Consider the following 17,368-nt stretch of genomic DNA (forward strand, 5'->3'; position numbering starts at 1 on the left):
AATTTCATAAACTTCAATATTTTTAATTATTCCGCTAAAATGAACTATTAAAATTATTCCAAATATTATTTCCGCTTTATATTTCTTTATAATCGTAATCATTTTTTTTATGTGTGCCAACGTGTTTATATATGGTTTGTTGCGTTGTTTAAGCAACTAATTTAGTAAATAATTACAGACAAAGAAAATCCGCGAGGATTTTCGTAAGTAGGCTAGAACCAGCAATAAATTATATATGGTGTTGTGCCCAGTTATTTTAAACGATAGATTGTCTTATTTTTTTCTCCTATTTTTTCAAATAAATTCAATTCAGCTCCTTTCTTTAAATCTCTACTTGCAGTCGCTGATGAAATATCTTTAAAAACATCCATATAATCTTTTCTTGTAAATTCAATTTTGTTTAATGAAACATAATATTCTAATCTATCTTTTTCATTTAAAGTTCGATTATTAAAATCTAATAATTGACTTATTGAAATGTCAATTACGTTAAGCATATATTCAATAAACTTGGTTGATTTTCCTGATTTGTCACTCTCAGCCAAGGCTTTATAATATTTTTCTTGGTCGTTGCTAATTAACGTTTCAAAGGGTAGAAACTCAAATATTGGATATTTTTCCATTAAAATTAAAGTTTGCCATAATCTTCCCATTCTACCATTTCCATCCAAAAAAGGATGTATAAACTCCATTTCGTAATGAAAAACACAACTTTTAATTAATTCAATTTCATCAGATTTTTTTAAGTAATCAAAAAGGTCTTTCATTAAGTATGGAACATTTTCAAAAGGAGGTGCTAAATGCTCGACTTTAGAGCCTTTTACAATTCCTACACTTTGATTTCTATATTTTCCAGGGTTTTCAATTAGACCTTCCATTAAGTTTTGATGAGCTTTTAAAAAGGATTTTTCATTAGAGGGGTTATATTCTTCTAAATTTTCATAGATTTTGATTGCATTTAAAACTTCTAGAACATCTTTTTTAGGACCAATAACTCTTTTGTTTTCAAGAAGTGCAGTAATTTGTTCCTCTGTAAGTGTGTTTCCTTCTATTTTTAACGAAGAATGAATAGTTTTGATTCTATTCTGTTTTCTCAATTTAGGTGAAGGTCTGTTTAATAAATTAGCATTTACTTCTCCTATTTTTTCTGAAATAGAAGTTATTAATTTTAAAATAGAAGATGTTATTTCGTAAGGTGGTTTCATTTTTGATACTATCATTTGATACTATCAAAGATACAATCATTTAATCTGAATTATGTTATGAAACGTAATTTTTTAATTGGGCACAACGTGATTGTGTATGGTTAGTTGCGTGGTTAAGCAACTAATTTAGCAAACTTTTACGAACCCGTGAATATTCCGAAGGAATATTCGCAAGTAGGGAAGAACCTAGCAATTAATTATACACGGTGTTGTATGCAGTTTTTATTCTTTTTTATTTCTATTTATAAAAGTCATTTCAGAAGCATTTATTTTGTCAACAACCTCTGAATAATCGAAACTATTTATGTTTTCCGTTTCAATTATTGGTCTGTAAATTTCCGTATTGGTTTCAATTCCGTTTTGATAAACCCAATTATATAAATCCGTAGAATCTTTTTTTCGAGTTCGGATATTTATGCGTTTCCAGTTTTTTTCTATTATTCCAAATTCAGAAGTTGATTTATTTAGTATTATATCTCCACTTTTTGAATCATAATATAGTTCTTTCAGGTCGCCATAATGGTCTTCAATTTCCATTGAGTAAAGTCCAAATCCAATAAATCCGACAACTGTAATTATTACAATTCCGAAAATTAGAAGTCTATGTTTTAATCCTTTCTTCATTGGTAGTTAAATTGCATACAACGTGTTTGTGTATGGTTAGTTGCGTGGTTTGGCGACTAAGTTAGCAAACATTTACGAACCTGTGAATATTCCGAAGGAATATTCGCAAGTAGGCAGAAATGAAGCAATTAAATATACACGGTGTTGCCAGTAGTTTTTATTCCAGTTCGATTATTTCCGTTTTCTTTTCAGTCAAATTTACTCCAACTTTGAATTCAGGTCCCCAATTATATTCTGGATTGTTTTTACTCTTGAAGCTGTATACTGTCCAATAATATATATTTCCATCAGCAGAAACACTTTCTAGATAAGTGTTTGTTCCTTTCTTTTCTTTTTTAATTTTTCTAATTCTTTTTTTTATTTGTCTATCAGAATCAAATATTTTTTGTGCCTCATTTATTCTTTTCATTTCGGCAACGGTTTCTTTTAGAAACTTTTTTTCGGAATCCATACCGTGAATACTGTCCATTTTTTTCCAGAGTTTCTTATTGACAATTTTAACGCTATCCATTAATTCTTGAGAAACCATGCAACCTGCAACAGGATAAAGTTCAATTCCCCATTTTTTTCCGACAAACTCCATTGCTTTCTGATAGTCAAAATTCGGCAAACCATAGGTCAAAATTCGGTCAGGACTTTTTTCAGACTGCGAGAACGTAGTCCAACTTATAAATACTAATAATATGATTATTGTTTTTCTCAAATTACTGGCAACGTGTTTGTGTATGGTTTAGTTGCGTGGTTTAGCGACTAAGTTAGCAAAAACCCACGAACCCGAGAAAATTCCAGCGGAATTTTCGTACGTAATCTCAAAAAAGCAATTAACTATACACGGTGTTGTGCATAGTATTTTTATTCGAATGTTTGTTCGTTTTGCTCCATTAAATGTGTGTTCCTAGTCATTTCATCATTTAGCGACAAATAATGTATTGCTAAAATCAACTGAATATTTGGGTCATTTAAGTCAAATACACTATTCGGTTTTAAAATTTCGTAGTACTGAATATCAAATCCATTAAATGCGCCAGATGCTTGAATTCTATCCGCATATTTAGCAATTCTAGGGTTTGCTTTTCCTAATTCTGTTAAGTAATTTTGATATTTACCAAATGCTACTGCGCAAATATCTTTAGATTTTGTTCCACTTGGATAATAAGTAGATTCGCAATACATCCAAATTTTATTAAAAGTTGATGGCGAGATTCTATCATACAATTTTTTTTGTTCCTCAAAATCAATTCTTGCCCAAATTCCAGTTCCGCTTGCAGTTAAAGAATCGTGATTAACTTCTCTAAAGCATTTTTTCAAATCAGAATCATATTCCGCACACACGTTTTTAACAAAGAAAGTGGTAATTTCTTTCAAGTCATTAATCTCCTCATTTGTGAAATTTGACTTCAATTCTGCCGTAGAATATTTTGTCCCACAAGAAATTGTAATGAGTAATATCAAAATGCTAAAAGTGAGCAAAAGTGTTTTTTTCATATTATGCACAACGTACTCGTATAACCGTCAGTTTACGGGTTAAAGTACGCAAATTTTTCGGTTTAGCACAGACGTTAGCAATTCCGAGTGGATTCGGACGTAGTCGAATCCGCCGTAATTGCGGTTATACATTGTTACAGCACGTATTTATTCCTCAAAATATTCTTCGAAGCAATTTTCGCCTCGTCCACGTATCCGCTTTTATCGTCTGCAATATTCTTCAATTCCGATTCCGTTTTTGATTCGAATTTCCGCTCATAAATCATAATCAAATTTTCTTTTTTTGCGCTCTGTTCCGCCAAATCCTTTTCGGTCATTTCTTTTTCAGGAAATATCTGATTCAGAAGTTGTTTGTTTAAAGCCAAGAAAATAAATAGTAAGGTCATAAAAATTGGATTGAATTTAATTGGCCCAATTCCGAAAACTATATTCGAGTAATATATGTCAATTAAATTCGCTATTCCGAGAATTAAAGTCAGTCCGAATAAGTAAACATATACTTTTTTGTTTTTAAAGTACAGAATTGATGAAATTCCAACGAGTCCAATTCCCACGTAATGCTTATAATTCAGAACGTAATCTGTAAACAATGTAATTCCGATTGAAATTATCAGAAGTATTATTGAAATCAGAAGTGGAATTATGTCTTTACCGATGGTTTTTCTCATATGTGCTGTAACGTGTTTGTGTATGGTTAGTTGCGTGGTTAAGCAACTAAGTTAGCAAACTTTAACGAACCCGTGAAAATTCCGCAGGAATTTTCGCAAGTAGTGAAGAAAACAGCAATTAATTATACACGGTGTTAGCTAACGTTTTTTTATCAGTTTAATGTTTGTCAATTCTTTTTCTTTTCCAAATTCAAGAGTGTTATCGGCAGTTTTATCAATTATCATTAAGCTATCAGAAAGAAATTTTATTCGCCAAAAGGTTTCCTCGACTCCAAGACCTAAATCAAAATTTTCTAAACGCATTTTTAAGAACTCACCTGTATTATTTATTTCAAGTTGTGACTTTGATTTATGATAATCGTAAGTTAAATAAATAGAATCACCATTTATTTTATACAAAGGTGGATATTGTGAATCACTTTCCGAAAATCCTGGTGGTGCAGGAACTGGTGGTGGCTTGGAAATACTATCGTTTGAGTGATATTCAAATAATTCTTTTTCAACCCAAGTTCCATTTAATAGCTCTTTATTCCATTTTGGCTTTCTTACAGCCAATTCAAACGAGTTGTCTCTCAATCCGATGTAAGTACAGTCAAATGTATCCTCACTTGACTTTTTAATTCCGATTACTCTATTGTCAAGAACTAAAAAGTTTGAGTTATTATAGTTCGAGATTCTCCAAGGAATTTTCCCTCGCCATAAATTGCCAAATATTTGATGTGTTGAATCTTTAAATTCAATAAAAAGTGTGTCTGGTTCAGATTCCGAGATAAGATTGAACGTTTTATTCTGGAATTCAATTTTATCAATTTTGGTTTCAGTCTTTTTTCCGCAACCAACTATCGTTAAAATCAGAAGTAAAATTATTATCGGTTTGTTCATTTTCAAATGTTAGCTAACGGTTTGTGTATGAAACGTAGCGTGCAAAAAGACACTAACTTTTCGGATAAACACAGAGCCGAATTTTTATATTTTGTTTTTAATTTTTCTGTTTTTAAAAAGCCAAATTAAAAATTTGGCGGACTTTCTAAATATACACAAACCTTTTGGTTTAGCACTTATTAGCTATGTTTTATACACCGTGTTAGCAAACGTTATTTTATTTCAATTAGTCTAGTCTTTCTTTTATATTTAGAAAGCTCAATCAATTTATTTTTTTCAATAACGGAATCCTTATTGATAATTATTTTTAATTCGCTTTTGTCGAGTTCCTGTTCAAACGATTCAAATGATGCATAACCTCCAATAAAAACAGCTTCGCTAGGTTTGATAGTCAGAGTTACCGTTTTCAACTCTTCATCATATTCAGCGTTATTAGGTAATTCAGATGGTCTTTTCTTTTCGTTTTTATAATAAAGGCCATATATGTTTTTGTCAAAAGCAAATGTTTTAGGGCTTTTTAAAAAATTAGTTTCATTTATCTTATAAGTTACCTGTATCTCTTGGTCAAAATTATTACCGACAAATAGTAATATTCCCCAAGAACAGGACGAAAGACATAAGGTTATAATTAGTAATAAACTAAATCCAAATATTTTCTTCATTGACTTCGTTCTAATGTTTGCTAACGGTCTCGGCTATGAGTAGTTGCGTGGTTTAGCAATTAACTTTGCAAGTACACAGCGAGCTGAAAATCCGCTAGGATTTTCAGAAGTAAGCGAGAACAAGCAATTACTTATAGCCATTGTTGTAAGCAGTTATTTTTTGTCAATTTTATTAGCTATTTTATTAAGTAATTCAGAAGCTTCTTTCTCCTTATTTTTCTGTTCCTGTATTTTGATTTTTTCATCAAGTATTAATTCAATACCTAATTTTACAGCTGGGAAATATTCCATAGTCTCCTGTTCAGATAACTCGTGTATTCCTTTGCTTAAAATTCCATACATTTTGGCATTATCAACAAGAAATTTCGGTAAATAATTTTTTAGTTCTTTTATTTTTTCTCCCATCCTTAATTTACCATACTCTTCTTCATTCCAATCCTTTTCAATTTTCATTGCTTGTTGATGAGCTTCTTCAATTAGTACCTCGAATATTCGCCTTAAATAAACGAATGAACCAATTCCAACTCCGTGTGATATAAGTCCGATAGCTCTTGTGTATTCACTGAATTGTTTTTTAAGAATTTTGCGATACCTGTTTACATCTCCTTTCATAAGAGAAGCAATAGTTGGGAATTGTCCAATTTTGATTATTCCCTCAAATTCAGGAAGAACTTTATAAATTATTTCAATTTTGTGCTCTGCATTTCTTGCGCAGGTCAGAGTAAAACCTAAAGTTTTTCTGGTAGCCATAAACCAACTCGTATCCCAAGTATTCGGAACTTTGTCTATTCTTTGAAATGTACTTTCTTTTGCACATTCTACGCAATATCCATCGACTTTCCCTTGGAAACAAACTATATTTTGTACTTCAAGTTCTTTACCTTCTGTTCCCTGAAATTCTGCATTTTCTATTTGAGCATCCTCGTCTTTCCAAGAAATTAATTCGTAAAGAGGTGTTTTAAAAACAAAATCAGTTGGTGATGGTACATTCATTTAGTTTCGGTTTTAATTGCTTACAACGTGCGCGTGTATGGCTTAGTTGCGACGTTTAAGCAACTAATTTAGCAAAAATAGACCGAACCAGAGAAAATTCCAGCGGAATTTTCGTGAGTAAGCTTTTTATAGCAATTAACTATACGCATTGTTGGCTGTAGTAAATTGGTTTTGTAATTATTTGAGTGCTTTTTTGCGTTTTAAATTCCAGTTTTGATTTAGAGAAGTAAAGTAGAAGTCAGATTTTGAGTAATAAATTCGCGCGTTGCTTTTTCGATTGCAATTCTGATTGCGCAAACGAGCTAAAAAATCCAGCGTAATATTTTTCAGAAATCGAGCATAAAATTCCGACTGAGTGAATTTCCAGAGTTGAGTTAATATTCAGTTCCGTCGTTTTTGGATTGAGTGAGCATTTTGCGTTCAATTCGGCTTAAAACACTTTGATTATTTTGCTTAAAATTCCGATTTTGGTTGCGCTGCGTTATTACAGCCAACGTGTTTGTGTATGGTTAGTTGCGTGTTTCAGCAACTAATTTAGTAAACATTCACGAACCCGTGAATATTCCGCAGGAATATTCGCAAGTAGAGAATAAAAAAGCAATTAATTATACACGGTGTTGCCCACAGTATTTATTCGGATTTTACATTTAAGCAATTTCGGTTATAATAATCTAAAATTTTCCATAGCTCATCATTTTTAAACTCTTTGTTTTCAACTTTGTCAATTAATGAGGGACAATTCTTAAAGTATTGTTTCATTGACTTTTTGAAACTTTTCGCAAATGGTAAACCTTTAGTATATAAATGTTCAACTTGGTCACTTTCTCCAAAGCCAACATAATAACTGTATCTCGGAAAGTTAATTTCCGTGTAGCTGTTACGAGGTCGGTTACTTATATTTATTTTTTGTCCATTATCTAACTCAATTGTTTGCGGGTTGTCAATTCCATTAATATTAATTGGTTCATTCACGAATGAGTTTGTTAAAACACTACCGCTATAAGTTCGCACATAGAGGCTTAAACTATCAATAGAAACTATTTCCAATATTTCTGGGAACTTGTCTTCGTCCTTATATTTATATCGAAACTGTCTATAATAATCGTTTTCTAATATGTCTATTCCGATAACTTCTTTTGACTTATAACTTCTCCATTTTAGGCTGTCATTCTTGAATTTTATTGAAACGATTGATGAAATTCCGCTTATTTCGCCAAACCCATTAATTCTAGTACTATCTTTCAATATTAAAGTAGCTTTTCCACTTTGGGCAAAAGTTAAATAGCTAAACGAAATCAAAAATAGAGTTAAAATTGTTCTTATCAATTGTTTTTTCATATTGTGGGCAACGTGTTTGTGTATGATTAGTGGCGTGTTTAAGCATCTAATTTAGCAAACTTTTACGAACCCGAGAAAATTCCGCAGGAATTTTCGCAAGTAAGCACTTAAAAAGCAATTAATTATACACGGTGTTGTCTGTAGTTTTTTATTTCCAGTTTCTGAAATCAGTATATAAAAATCCATTATCAGATAAAATCAGCTTATTATATTCTGTATTACTTTTTTTATCGAGAAAGGTCAAGTTAATATTTACGGAACATTTGTGTTTTCTTAAATCTGTTATTAATGAACGTTCCAATTTTCCATTGTTGTCTACAATTTCATAATAGCCAACAGGTTTAATAAATTCTATTGAATCGAAGCAGTAGCTTAAGTTGATTTTAAAATTTTCTGAATCAAATCCCCAATAATTTCCAGCAGAAACATCTTCACTTAAAATTGAATTGCATATTTTGATATCAACTTCAGAAACTTGAGTTGAATCTGAAGTAGATTCAATTCTTACATTTTGTGTAAAGCAAATGTCATTATCATTAATATTCCATTCTTTAATTTGAGAATTACCTCTTTTTTCGCTGAACACATTTTTATTAATCCAATCAGAAATTTCTTTTTCTTCTAAGGTGCTAAATTCAATAAGTTGACTTTTAGTATATTTCAAAATACTTTCAGAAACATCACTTTCCTTTACTGTATTGAATTTTACAATTGCATCAGATGGACTTTCACAGTTATTCGATTTTGAACCGACTAAGGTCTTTTCTTTATCAACTTTACATCCTATAATTATAAGAGAAACAACAAAAAATAATATTTTCAGAAAAGCTTTACTCATAGTTTTGTTAAATTACAGACAACGTGTTTGTGTATGGTTAGTTGCGTGGTTAAGTAACTAATTTAGCAAACTTTTACGAACCCAAGAAAATTCCGCAGGAATTTTCGCAAGTAAGCACATAAAAAGCAATTAATTATACACGGTGTTGTGCGTAGTTTTTTATCCTTTTCTTATTAAATCTAAATAATAACGATATTCTTTTTTTAATCTTTTCAGTTCAGAATGAAGGATTTTTTTCCTGTTCTTTTCATATTCTTTTCGGTTAGTTGATATTACCCTAAATCCTTTACTATTTCTGTTTTCGAGCAAATAATAAAGATGATTATATATTTCCTTTAAATATTCTTTTGATTCTTTTTTTGATTTATCAAGTCCTAATACTCCTCCAAATAGGGATTTAGTATCTTCTAGAGGTGTAGTATAAAGGATAAATTCATTTTTATTTTTCAGCATTAAATAAGAATCCCAATGATAATGATAATAAATGCTGTATATACCTTTGGTGATAATATCGTCAACTTTATTTTCAGAATTGATTAAATCAGTAATATTAATTTCTGAAGATTGAACATCAGAAGGGAATATATTTTTCTCATGTAATATACTAATCACTTTTGAATGTACATTTTTAAATTCAGAGATTTTAAATTCACTTTGACAATAAAAGATATTTGGAATTATTAATATTAACAACAATAGTTTTTTACTCATGTTTTCTTAGTCGTTGTGAAAATCAGATACTAATATTTTAGATTTTCGTCTTTCTTTTGTACACTCACTAAACGCTGATAAGATGTGATTATTTTCTTTTGCGTAATCTGAGGAATTACGCACAACGCTTGAGCTATGAACAGTACGGGAGCAAACTAGCGTTTGCTTTCCGCCACGCACGTAGCGAAATCTTTTTGTTTTGATTTATTTTTTCCTGTCCAGAGCAAAATCCAAAAGATTTTGCGGACTTCATAAAAATACACAAACCTTTGGTAAAGCCCGAAGCCCGTATTGTTTATAGGTTTTGTTGTACATAGTGCTTTATTAGTTTTCGAATTTCACGTATTCGGTTTCTTTGTCCATATCAGACCACTTTATTTTCAGAATATCATTTTCCGTTGATGTAATCGTTCCTTTTTGAATAAAGTCATTATAAAATACTGTTATTTTATTTTTGTCCAAAATATATGGCATTGCTCCATCTCCATCATAGTCCACAACATAAAATGATTTTTTAGTCAGCCAAAAATCTGCGTGAGGTCCGTTTGGGTCTTGGGTCCAAATTCCGAATGCTTTAGTTGTGTCAATTTCTAAATTTCGAATAATTGTTTTTTCGGGTCGTTTAATATTTTCAGTTTCCGAGTTATCAGTATTATATTCTGAGATTTCGAGTGTTTTTCTTTTCTCAGTATTTGCTAATTCATTATAAGTTTCTACAGAATCAGATTTCAATTCCGTTCCCGTTTCTAAATTCAGAATATTATTTTTCTTTTCGTTTTTACACGAAATACTCACTGAAATCAGAGCTAATATCAATATGTAGTTTAGTTTTTCTAGCATTATGTACAACGTTGTTGTGTATGGTTAGTTGCGTGGTTAAGCACCTAATTTAGCAAATAAATCACAGATAGAATATTCCGCAGGAATGTTCGTAAGTCGGCAGTGACCAAGCAATTAATTATACACGGTGTTGTAGGTAGTATTTATTTTAAAAATTTATCCAATAAATAGTCAAATATTTTCCAATAAGCTATTAAAACAAGAATGACCTTAATGAAAAAAAATACCCACGATGGATAATTCAAATATTCAGGGGATTTAATTTTTTTATCTTCTGATTTGTTTTTTCTGTTTTTTCTAGTGTAGAAAATCGACCAAACAACTGACTGATAAATGTATTGAAACATATCAAAAGCTAATGCACCAACTATAAAAATTGCAGGTAAAATAAGTTCATTGTCAATTTGAAATTCTGTATTTTCTCCTTTTTTAAAAACCCAAATTAGTGCAATTCCAGCAAAAGCAATTTGCCTATTAATGTCGCTTAACTTTCCCGTGAAAAAGTAGTAGTCTTCTTTAAATTCAGATAACTTTGATTTAGCCATTATTTTTTCTGTCTTGGTCCAGTTCCTTTCTGACTTTTTCCGTCAGAACCTGAACGTTTGTGCTCTTTTAGTTGTGTTTTTTTTCCAGACTTTGAAGAGTCTTTTTTTGGTGTATTTTTTTTTGCCATATTATCTAGGTCCAGTGCCTCTTTTTATATAAACTTCTTCTTTCTTAAAATGTTTAGTCAGCAAGTAATAAACAACAGCTCGATATTTATTTCGATTTGACTTACCGTATTTTTCAATAACATTGTTAATCGCAGTATCTAATTCAGGACTTTCCTTTAGTCCTAACTTTTTTATTAAGAAATTGTTCTTTACAGTTCTTAATTCAGATTGGTCAGAGCCAGAAATAGTTGCTGAATCAGCGTTGTAAATTGAAGGACCAAGTCCAATAGTCACTTTAGTTAGTAAGTCCAAATCGGTATCCTCTCCCAATTTTTCCTTCAATTCAACTGCGTATTTTTTTATTAATTCGTCTCTTTTCGACATATTGTGTTTTTTATATTACCTACAACGTGTTTGTGTATGATTAGTTGCGTGTTTTAAGCACTAAAGTTAGTAAATAAATCACAGATAGAAAGTCCGCGAGGACTTTCGTAAATTGACTAAAACCAAGCAATTAATTATACACTGTGTTAGGTGCTGTACTTTTTATATTCATAAACAGCTATACTTTTTACTTTTTCGTTTGATTGTGTTGTTATTTTTAAAATATTTCCATTTTCATCCAAATCGTAAGTGCTTGTCGATATGAAAGTGCTTTTTCGGTCACTTGTAAACACTAAACTTTTACTTTTAATTAAATATCCTTTATAGTTGTAAAAGTTTTCCGTTTGAAGTCGTTTAGGGTCGTCTTTAATTCTCCAAACCTTGGTAACGTCTCCATTTTCGTTGTACTCATATTCAAAAAATCCACTTTCGCTGAATTGGTTTAGAGTGTTTTCATCATCGGATAAGTCAAATTCTTGGTCAATCCGTTTTATTTCGTTTCCTTTTTTGTCAAATGAGATTAAAATCCGTGATTTATTATTTGGGTATTCAAATTTGTAATGAGACTCAAAATTTCCATTTGATTGAAATCTTTTTTTCTCCGTCAAACGTCCTTCTCGGTCATAATATTCCCAGTCCCATAATCTTTTTTGATTTTTATTCTCAACATTTTGCTGATAGATTTTTACTTCTTTAATATTATTCTGCTTGTATTTATCCGCAGCTTTTTTCCACATACTTTGTGAAAAACTCGAATAACTTATTATCAAAGTCAGAAGTAGTATTATTCTTTTCATGGTTGTTTTTCAGTATTGCACCTAACGTGTTTGTGTATGGTTAGTTGCGTGGTTAAGCAACTAAGTTAGCAAACTTTTACGAACCCGTGAAAATTCCGCAGGAATTTTCGCGAGTAAGCTCTAAAAAGCAATTAATTATACACGGTGTTAGCCATCTGGCTTTTCATCTTAATATTTCAGTCAGATAAACAATTCCGAATATCCAACCTAAATACAATATAGTATAAGTCAACGAATATATTGCAGAAATTCCGATATCTCCTTTCGTTTCTGTTGATTTTGAAAACACAAATTTTAAAGCTCGAAAAAACACCCAATAAAGCATTGCTAAAATTATAAAAATCGAAATCCAAAAAAATGCCTCCAGCAAAATCAGAAGAAGGAAGATTATAATAGTCATTCCAATCCAGAGTAGAATCGACATTATTAATCCACCAATTCCGTCTCCAACTTCTATACTAGGCAAATCAGGTGCAGTTCCAGATTGTGCAATAAAATCTCCAGTCTTAAATTCTCTAAATTTAGGAAAATTGTCTTTTAATCCAATTCCTTTGTAAAGGCCATAAGTCATAAACAAGAAAAGTACTGTTCCAATTATGGACAACGATAAATATAAATTCGACGTTACATTTCGGTTATAATTTTCGCCAGTCAGATAAACAGTCAGAATTGTAATTCCGATGACAAGTAACGAAACTATAAAGACGGATTTTCCTTTTAAATATTCCTTTTTATTTTTCAATATGGATTTTTTTCAGCTTGTGGCTAACGTGTTTGTGTATGGTTAGTTGCGTGGTTTAGCAACTAATTTAGCAAACTTTTACGAACCCGAGAAAATTCCGCAGGAATTTTCGCAAGTAGGCACGTAAAAAGCAATTAATTATACACGGTGTTACCCACTGTTTTTATTTCCATCGTTGCTAGTGAATCAATTTCAGTTCGATTCAATTTTGTTTTTCCACTAGTATAAATTCTTAATCCAATATTGTCAATTCGGTCTGGATTCATTCTTGTTCCAGACCAATTTTTCGGTGTTTCAATATCCAATCTATATTTGCTTTGAAATTCGGCTGGAATTATTATCGAGTTTGAGTTATATTCCACTTTTTTATTAAATGGAAATGACCAATTTATATTAGAGTTTTTTAAATTCCCATCATTATAAACTATCACAAAATAATCGCTTTGATATTCGGTCAAGTCAACTACTAATTTTTTATTGTCTGATGAATAAAATAATAATGCAATTACACTTAAAATTAACTCGAAAATTGATAGTTTGAGTGGCTTTATTCGTTTTACTAAAATTCGGTCGATTGCCAAAAAAGGCATAAATGCAACAACTCCGACTAAAATCAGTACTCCTCCCAAACTTGCTCCTCCATTTAACGTTAAACCATAGATTCCAGCAGGAATTCCAATAATAAGAACGATAATTCCTATTACGAGAAATAGAGTTGGTTTATTCTTTAAATTTTCTTTGAAGTACTGCATTTCTCAAATAGTGGGTAACGTGTTTGTGTATGATTTCGTTGCGTGTTTTAAGCAACTAAATTAGCAAATACAAACCGAATAGAAAATCCGAGAGGATTTTCGTAAGTAGGCGAGTACTAGCAATGAATTATACACGGTGTTGGCAACAGTATTTATTTCACATTGGAAGCAGATTTTTTCGGTCGTCCGTCAATTAAAATTATTGATTCTTCCACTTCCTTAATTCCAAGCTCTCCGATTAATTTCTTTACTTTATTATACTCCGTCGTACTAAAATACAGTATGGCTGTTATTCCATTTGTTGTGTTATTTGCTTCTTTATAAACTTTAACTTGATTCTCTAAATTCTGACGAATTTTGGAATTAGATGCAAGTTTAAATTCAACTACAGTTTTGTCATTTGAACCTTTTGATACAGAATAGTCCACTGGTCCACGTCCATTATTCGGCTCTCTATTCACATCAAAATCTGATGCAAACCAAGTTAATCGGTAAATAATTTGTAAATCAGCTTCTCTTTTAATTGGTTCTCCATCAATGTAGAAAAGTTTATAACCATCATTTTTCTCGATTACATCTTTTAAATAAACAATTCTTTTCATCGCTTCGTCAAAAGATGTTTTTGGCGGAATGTCGTAGAAATCACTTTTCTCTAAAAGTAATTCCACGAATGAACTGACATTTTTTACAAAAATTGTGTCTACTATCTCAACTCTTTTTTCCGCAATGCTTTTTGCTCCTTTTTTATTCTCCTCTTTTTCTTTAACGAAGAATTTTATTATTTCTGGGAATTTTAAAATCGTTTTTTGAATTGCCGCAGTTCTTTCTTTTTGAGTGTGTTTTTGATTAGGTTTTTTTGCAGGTAGCATTTTTCTAAAGTAGTTGAAGATTTCTCCTCTTAATTGGTCGTTTGAAATGCTTGTGCAAATGCGAGTAAAGTCGCCTCTTAAATCGTTACTATTTATCCAATTTTCGTCTTTGGTTAAAATGTCTTTTGGCGTAATAATGACGAAATCATCGTTGATGCGAGGAAGAACGTACTCTTTTGGCATCCAACGTTCTAATTTGTAGTCAAAGTAAACTCGTTCAACATTTACTGTTTTGAGATGTTTTTTGTCAATCTCTTTCTTTGCAAACGTTTCTGTATATTCAAGTAAAAACTCTTTTAATAAATTCGTAGAAAAATCACTAATGTTATCTTTTCCAACTCCAATTTGAAATAAACCAGCCTTTTCCAAATGAGAAGATTGAGTTACTTGTTCTTTACCTAAATCGTCAAATACAATATGAATTGATGAGGAAAACGCTTTTCCAAACTTTCGTCCTAATCCGCTTCCAGAGTTTCCTACTTTGCTATATCCAAACCAATTTTGTTTTACTTCTTTAAAAACATACCAAGCTTGGATAGTTGAGCTGTTATTTAGTCCGTTTTCAGCTTTTTCTTTTAAAAATGTTAAGTATTTTAAAACCTTATTATGTTCATTTTGATATTCAGGCTTTGAACTTCCAAATAGAAGGAAAGGGTCAATAAAAAGAGGAAGGTCATTTATCAGCGAAATATTGAATGCTCCATATTCCTCTAATTTATCAGAGTCTATTCCAAAAAAATCACTAAAGTATATTTTCATTCCTAAATTTTATTGGTCTGGCTATATTGTTGCCAACGTGTTTGTGTATGGTTAGTTGCGTGGTTAAGCAACTAAGTTAACAAACAAATCACAGATAGAAAATTCCAGCGGAATTTTCGTAAGTCGGCAGTGACCAAGCAATTAATTATACACGGTGTTAGCCTTAGTTAATTGTTTTCAGTTTATCATTAATTCCTTTCGATATGTAGTCTTTAATTTTTTGTTTTATTTTATTTTCAATAATTCTTTTTGCTTCTTTTCCAGAACAAATTCCATAAATTTTATTATCTCCATCAATTTTTATTGAACCAGAACAGTTAATTGAGGTTATAGTGTCGTTTTTTTCTATTGTTGTATTCCAATTATAAGAAACATCCGAATTGAAATTAATTGGTTTTATAAACGGAATATACCTTGTCAAACTAATATTAGGGTAGTTCATCACGCTCACATTAATATAATTCCCGTTCGGAAAAGTCGAATTATCAACTTTTTCATCGAGTCCGAAATAAATTATTTTAGGAATGTCATTTTCATTAGACTTAATTATATTACTTTCTATGATTGAGGATTTTTTTTTATAGCTGCTTGTATTTATATTATTGTTGTTAGTTGAATTAATATTAGAATAAGCCTTATAATAAGTTATTTCAGACGAAGAAAACTCTCTTACTACCAATAGAGTTAGGACTAAAATTATAATTATTTTCCACTTTTTCATAATTAAGGCTAACGGTCTCGTATAACCGTCAGTTACGGGTTAATATGCATTAATTTTCGGTTTGGCACAGACGCTCGCAATTCCGAGTGGATTCGGACGTAGTCGAATCCGCCGTAATTGCGGTTATACATTGTTGTGACACGTTTTTATTTTATTTCACAGTTCCGCAAATAATTCCCGAGTAATTCAGTCAAATTCTCTTTTTCTTCGAGTTTGTAATATTCATCATCTAATCGGTCGAGTTCTTGTTCTATTTGTTCATTTTCCCAATATTTATTCTGGGTTATGAATTCAAACAAGTCAGTTTGCGGTTCTTTATGTTTATTTAATATTTCGATTGCACTTTTTAAAAGTCCAAAAGTCAATTCAGCTCCAATTTTTTTCAGTCCATTTAGCGTTTCCTCTGCAAAAATTCCATAATCATTGTCAAAATACTGTTCAAATCCACCATTCATTACTTGCATATTCAAAACTCCAATTCCATACGTATATCGAACAGGTTCTGATAATTCAAAAACTGTTTTATACCACATTCTCGTTTGACTCCAATCATTGATTTTTTCGTTCAGATATTTTCCTGCAATGTCATAGTAGACATAGTCAATTAATTCTTCGTTTGTCAATGTTTCTTGGGTTTTCATCAAATGTGTTACAACGGTTTTGTGTATAGTTAGTTGCGTGGTTTGGTAGCTAATTTAGCAAACTTTTACGGACCAGAGAAAATTCCGAAGGAATTTTCCAAAGAAGCACTTGCCAAAGCAATTAATTATACACGGTGTTGGCAGCCGTGCTTATTTTTTTATAAGCTATGTTTTTAATAAATGATAATTTAATATACTCCAATTAGCTAACTAATTAACTTAATTATTAAATAAATCTAGAGATAATCTGTTTTTAGTCCTGCGTTGTTGCTAATCAGACACGCATTTTACGCTCAGCTTGTAAATCCTGCGTTATATTTTTAATTTCAGGATTTTACGTATAATGAGTTAGATGACTATTCTAGTTCCGTAAGAAATTAAAATTTCCGGCTCTATTTTTTCTGATTTTACTTACTTAAAATTCTAAAAAAAAATCGCGAAAAAGAAACTAGGCTATTTTTTTGTTTAACGTAGGTGATTTTGAAATGTTCAGTTAAGGTTTAATTTGAATGAAATTGTCCAGGTTTTGGTTTAATCAGCAGTTTTTATTGCAATATATTCGATAAGCTTTAAATCCATCGTTTTGCATTTCCAAATAAAGGTTCTTTGATAGCGCGAATAAAGAAAGCCTGAAGTCAGGGTAGGCGAAGGCTTTTGCTGTCGAGGCGCATTGCTGCCAACGTGTGCGTGTATTACTTAGTTGCGTGGATTAAGCAACTAAGATAGCAAACATTTACGAACCCGTGAATATTCCGAAGGAATATTCGCAAGTAGAGACTAATACAGCAATTAGTTATACACATT

General features: G+C 31.1%; 21 protein-coding genes. All 21 read right to left on the minus strand.

Annotation, left to right across the window (positions count from 1 at the left end; genetic code table 11):
• Positions 1–251: 251 nt before the first annotated feature.
• The 21 genes from HNV10_RS16545 to HNV10_RS16640 all read right to left on the minus strand — a co-directional run bounded on the left by HNV10_RS16545 (position 252) and on the right by HNV10_RS16640 (position 16,564).
• Positions 252–1,205 (minus strand): Fic family protein, encoded by a 954-nt coding sequence (locus HNV10_RS16545; RefSeq protein ID WP_173302525.1) that lies wholly within the window; start codon positions 1,203–1,205, stop codon positions 252–254.
• 222 nt (positions 1,206–1,427) lie between these two features.
• On the minus strand, positions 1,428–1,829 hold the full coding sequence (locus HNV10_RS16550; protein ID WP_173302504.1) for a hypothetical protein: 402 nt from the start codon (positions 1,827–1,829) through the stop codon (positions 1,428–1,430).
• Between the two features lie 157 nt (positions 1,830–1,986).
• A complete protein-coding gene (locus tag HNV10_RS16555) occupies positions 1,987–2,532 on the minus strand; it encodes a hypothetical protein (protein WP_173302505.1) in 546 nt (181 codons plus the stop codon).
• Positions 2,533–2,681: 149 nt separating this feature from the next.
• Positions 2,682–3,314, minus strand: coding sequence for a hypothetical protein (locus tag HNV10_RS16560; RefSeq protein WP_173302506.1), 633 nt, complete (start codon positions 3,312–3,314; stop codon positions 2,682–2,684).
• Between the two features lie 134 nt (positions 3,315–3,448).
• Positions 3,449–3,982 carry a hypothetical protein gene (locus HNV10_RS16565; protein WP_173302507.1) on the minus strand — a complete coding sequence of 178 codons (534 nt, stop codon included), beginning with the start codon at positions 3,980–3,982 and terminating at the stop codon, positions 3,449–3,451.
• A gap of 138 nt (positions 3,983–4,120) precedes the next feature.
• Complete coding sequence (locus HNV10_RS16570) at positions 4,121–4,864, minus strand: hypothetical protein (RefSeq protein ID WP_173302508.1); 744 nt, start codon at positions 4,862–4,864, stop codon at positions 4,121–4,123.
• A gap of 212 nt (positions 4,865–5,076) precedes the next feature.
• Positions 5,077–5,526, minus strand: coding sequence for a hypothetical protein (locus HNV10_RS16575; RefSeq protein ID WP_173302509.1), 450 nt, complete (start codon positions 5,524–5,526; stop codon positions 5,077–5,079).
• Positions 5,527–5,679: 153 nt separating this feature from the next.
• Complete coding sequence (locus HNV10_RS16580; RefSeq protein WP_173302510.1) at positions 5,680–6,519, minus strand: short-chain dehydrogenase; 840 nt, start codon at positions 6,517–6,519, stop codon at positions 5,680–5,682.
• 630 nt (positions 6,520–7,149) lie between these two features.
• Positions 7,150–7,857, minus strand: a complete 708-nt coding sequence (locus tag HNV10_RS16585; RefSeq protein ID WP_173302511.1) for a hypothetical protein — start codon at positions 7,855–7,857, stop codon at positions 7,150–7,152.
• Positions 7,858–8,005: 148 nt separating this feature from the next.
• Positions 8,006–8,695, minus strand: a complete 690-nt coding sequence (locus tag HNV10_RS16590; protein WP_173302512.1) for a hypothetical protein — start codon at positions 8,693–8,695, stop codon at positions 8,006–8,008.
• 159 nt (positions 8,696–8,854) lie between these two features.
• On the minus strand, positions 8,855–9,406 hold the full coding sequence (locus HNV10_RS16595; protein WP_173302513.1) for a hypothetical protein: 552 nt from the start codon (positions 9,404–9,406) through the stop codon (positions 8,855–8,857).
• A 324-nt stretch (positions 9,407–9,730) separates the two neighbouring features.
• Complete coding sequence (locus tag HNV10_RS16600; RefSeq protein ID WP_029448978.1) at positions 9,731–10,246, minus strand: hypothetical protein; 516 nt, start codon at positions 10,244–10,246, stop codon at positions 9,731–9,733.
• Between the two features lie 143 nt (positions 10,247–10,389).
• Positions 10,390–10,791 (minus strand): hypothetical protein, encoded by a 402-nt coding sequence (locus tag HNV10_RS16605; RefSeq protein ID WP_173302514.1) that lies wholly within the window; start codon positions 10,789–10,791, stop codon positions 10,390–10,392.
• Positions 10,791–10,919, minus strand: coding sequence for a hypothetical protein (locus HNV10_RS17290; RefSeq protein WP_262887138.1), 129 nt, complete (start codon positions 10,917–10,919; stop codon positions 10,791–10,793). Before HNV10_RS17290 ends, HNV10_RS16605 begins: the two co-directional genes overlap by 1 nt.
• A 1-nt stretch (position 10,920) precedes the next feature.
• Complete coding sequence (locus HNV10_RS16610) at positions 10,921–11,283, minus strand: DUF2853 family protein (protein ID WP_173302515.1); 363 nt, start codon at positions 11,281–11,283, stop codon at positions 10,921–10,923.
• Between the two features lie 146 nt (positions 11,284–11,429).
• On the minus strand, positions 11,430–12,080 hold the full coding sequence (locus tag HNV10_RS16615; protein WP_173302516.1) for a hypothetical protein: 651 nt from the start codon (positions 12,078–12,080) through the stop codon (positions 11,430–11,432).
• Positions 12,081–12,243: 163 nt separating this feature from the next.
• Positions 12,244–12,822 carry a hypothetical protein gene (locus HNV10_RS16620; protein WP_173302517.1) on the minus strand — a complete coding sequence of 193 codons (579 nt, stop codon included), beginning with the start codon at positions 12,820–12,822 and terminating at the stop codon, positions 12,244–12,246.
• Positions 12,823–12,956: 134 nt separating this feature from the next.
• On the minus strand, positions 12,957–13,574 hold the full coding sequence (locus HNV10_RS16625) for a hypothetical protein (protein WP_173302519.1): 618 nt from the start codon (positions 13,572–13,574) through the stop codon (positions 12,957–12,959).
• 152 nt (positions 13,575–13,726) lie between these two features.
• Positions 13,727–15,202 (minus strand): hypothetical protein, encoded by a 1,476-nt coding sequence (locus HNV10_RS16630; RefSeq protein ID WP_173302520.1) that lies wholly within the window; start codon positions 15,200–15,202, stop codon positions 13,727–13,729.
• A gap of 163 nt (positions 15,203–15,365) precedes the next feature.
• Positions 15,366–15,923 carry a hypothetical protein gene (locus tag HNV10_RS16635; protein WP_173302522.1) on the minus strand — a complete coding sequence of 186 codons (558 nt, stop codon included), beginning with the start codon at positions 15,921–15,923 and terminating at the stop codon, positions 15,366–15,368.
• Between the two features lie 146 nt (positions 15,924–16,069).
• On the minus strand, positions 16,070–16,564 hold the full coding sequence (locus HNV10_RS16640) for a DMP19 family protein (protein ID WP_173302523.1): 495 nt from the start codon (positions 16,562–16,564) through the stop codon (positions 16,070–16,072).
• Positions 16,565–17,368 lie beyond the last annotated feature (804 nt).

Source organism: Winogradskyella litoriviva, from assembly GCF_013249065.1.
Lineage (GTDB): Bacteria > Bacteroidota > Bacteroidia > Flavobacteriales > Flavobacteriaceae > Winogradskyella > Winogradskyella litoriviva.

Bases quoted from the DNA above. Each gene is read 5' to 3' on its own strand.
- HNV10_RS16545 (WP_173302525.1), bottom strand. From the start codon at position 1,205: ATGAAACCACCTTACGAAATAACATCTTCTATTTTAAAATTAATAACT.
- HNV10_RS16550 (WP_173302504.1), bottom strand. From the start codon at position 1,829: ATGAAGAAAGGATTAAAACATAGACTTCTAATTTTCGGAATTGTAATA.
- HNV10_RS16560 (WP_173302506.1), bottom strand. From the start codon at position 3,314: ATGAAAAAAACACTTTTGCTCACTTTTAGCATTTTGATATTACTCATT.
- HNV10_RS16565 (WP_173302507.1), bottom strand. From the start codon at position 3,982: ATGAGAAAAACCATCGGTAAAGACATAATTCCACTTCTGATTTCAATA.
- HNV10_RS16570 (WP_173302508.1), bottom strand. From the start codon at position 4,864: ATGAACAAACCGATAATAATTTTACTTCTGATTTTAACGATAGTTGGT.
- HNV10_RS16575 (WP_173302509.1), bottom strand. From the start codon at position 5,526: ATGAAGAAAATATTTGGATTTAGTTTATTACTAATTATAACCTTATGT.
- HNV10_RS16580 (WP_173302510.1), bottom strand. From the start codon at position 6,519: ATGAATGTACCATCACCAACTGATTTTGTTTTTAAAACACCTCTTTAC.
- HNV10_RS16585 (WP_173302511.1), bottom strand. From the start codon at position 7,857: ATGAAAAAACAATTGATAAGAACAATTTTAACTCTATTTTTGATTTCG.
- HNV10_RS16590 (WP_173302512.1), bottom strand. From the start codon at position 8,695: ATGAGTAAAGCTTTTCTGAAAATATTATTTTTTGTTGTTTCTCTTATA.
- HNV10_RS16595 (WP_173302513.1), bottom strand. From the start codon at position 9,406: ATGAGTAAAAAACTATTGTTGTTAATATTAATAATTCCAAATATCTTT.
- HNV10_RS16600 (WP_029448978.1), bottom strand. From the start codon at position 10,246: ATGCTAGAAAAACTAAACTACATATTGATATTAGCTCTGATTTCAGTG.
- HNV10_RS16605 (WP_173302514.1), bottom strand. From the start codon at position 10,791: ATGGCTAAATCAAAGTTATCTGAATTTAAAGAAGACTACTACTTTTTC.
- HNV10_RS17290 (WP_262887138.1), bottom strand. From the start codon at position 10,919: ATGGCAAAAAAAAATACACCAAAAAAAGACTCTTCAAAGTCTGGAAAA.
- HNV10_RS16610 (WP_173302515.1), bottom strand. From the start codon at position 11,283: ATGTCGAAAAGAGACGAATTAATAAAAAAATACGCAGTTGAATTGAAG.
- HNV10_RS16615 (WP_173302516.1), bottom strand. From the start codon at position 12,080: ATGAAAAGAATAATACTACTTCTGACTTTGATAATAAGTTATTCGAGT.
- HNV10_RS16625 (WP_173302519.1), bottom strand. From the start codon at position 13,574: ATGCAGTACTTCAAAGAAAATTTAAAGAATAAACCAACTCTATTTCTC.
- HNV10_RS16630 (WP_173302520.1), bottom strand. From the start codon at position 15,202: ATGAAAATATACTTTAGTGATTTTTTTGGAATAGACTCTGATAAATTA.
- HNV10_RS16635 (WP_173302522.1), bottom strand. From the start codon at position 15,923: ATGAAAAAGTGGAAAATAATTATAATTTTAGTCCTAACTCTATTGGTA.
- HNV10_RS16640 (WP_173302523.1), bottom strand. From the start codon at position 16,564: ATGAAAACCCAAGAAACATTGACAAACGAAGAATTAATTGACTATGTC.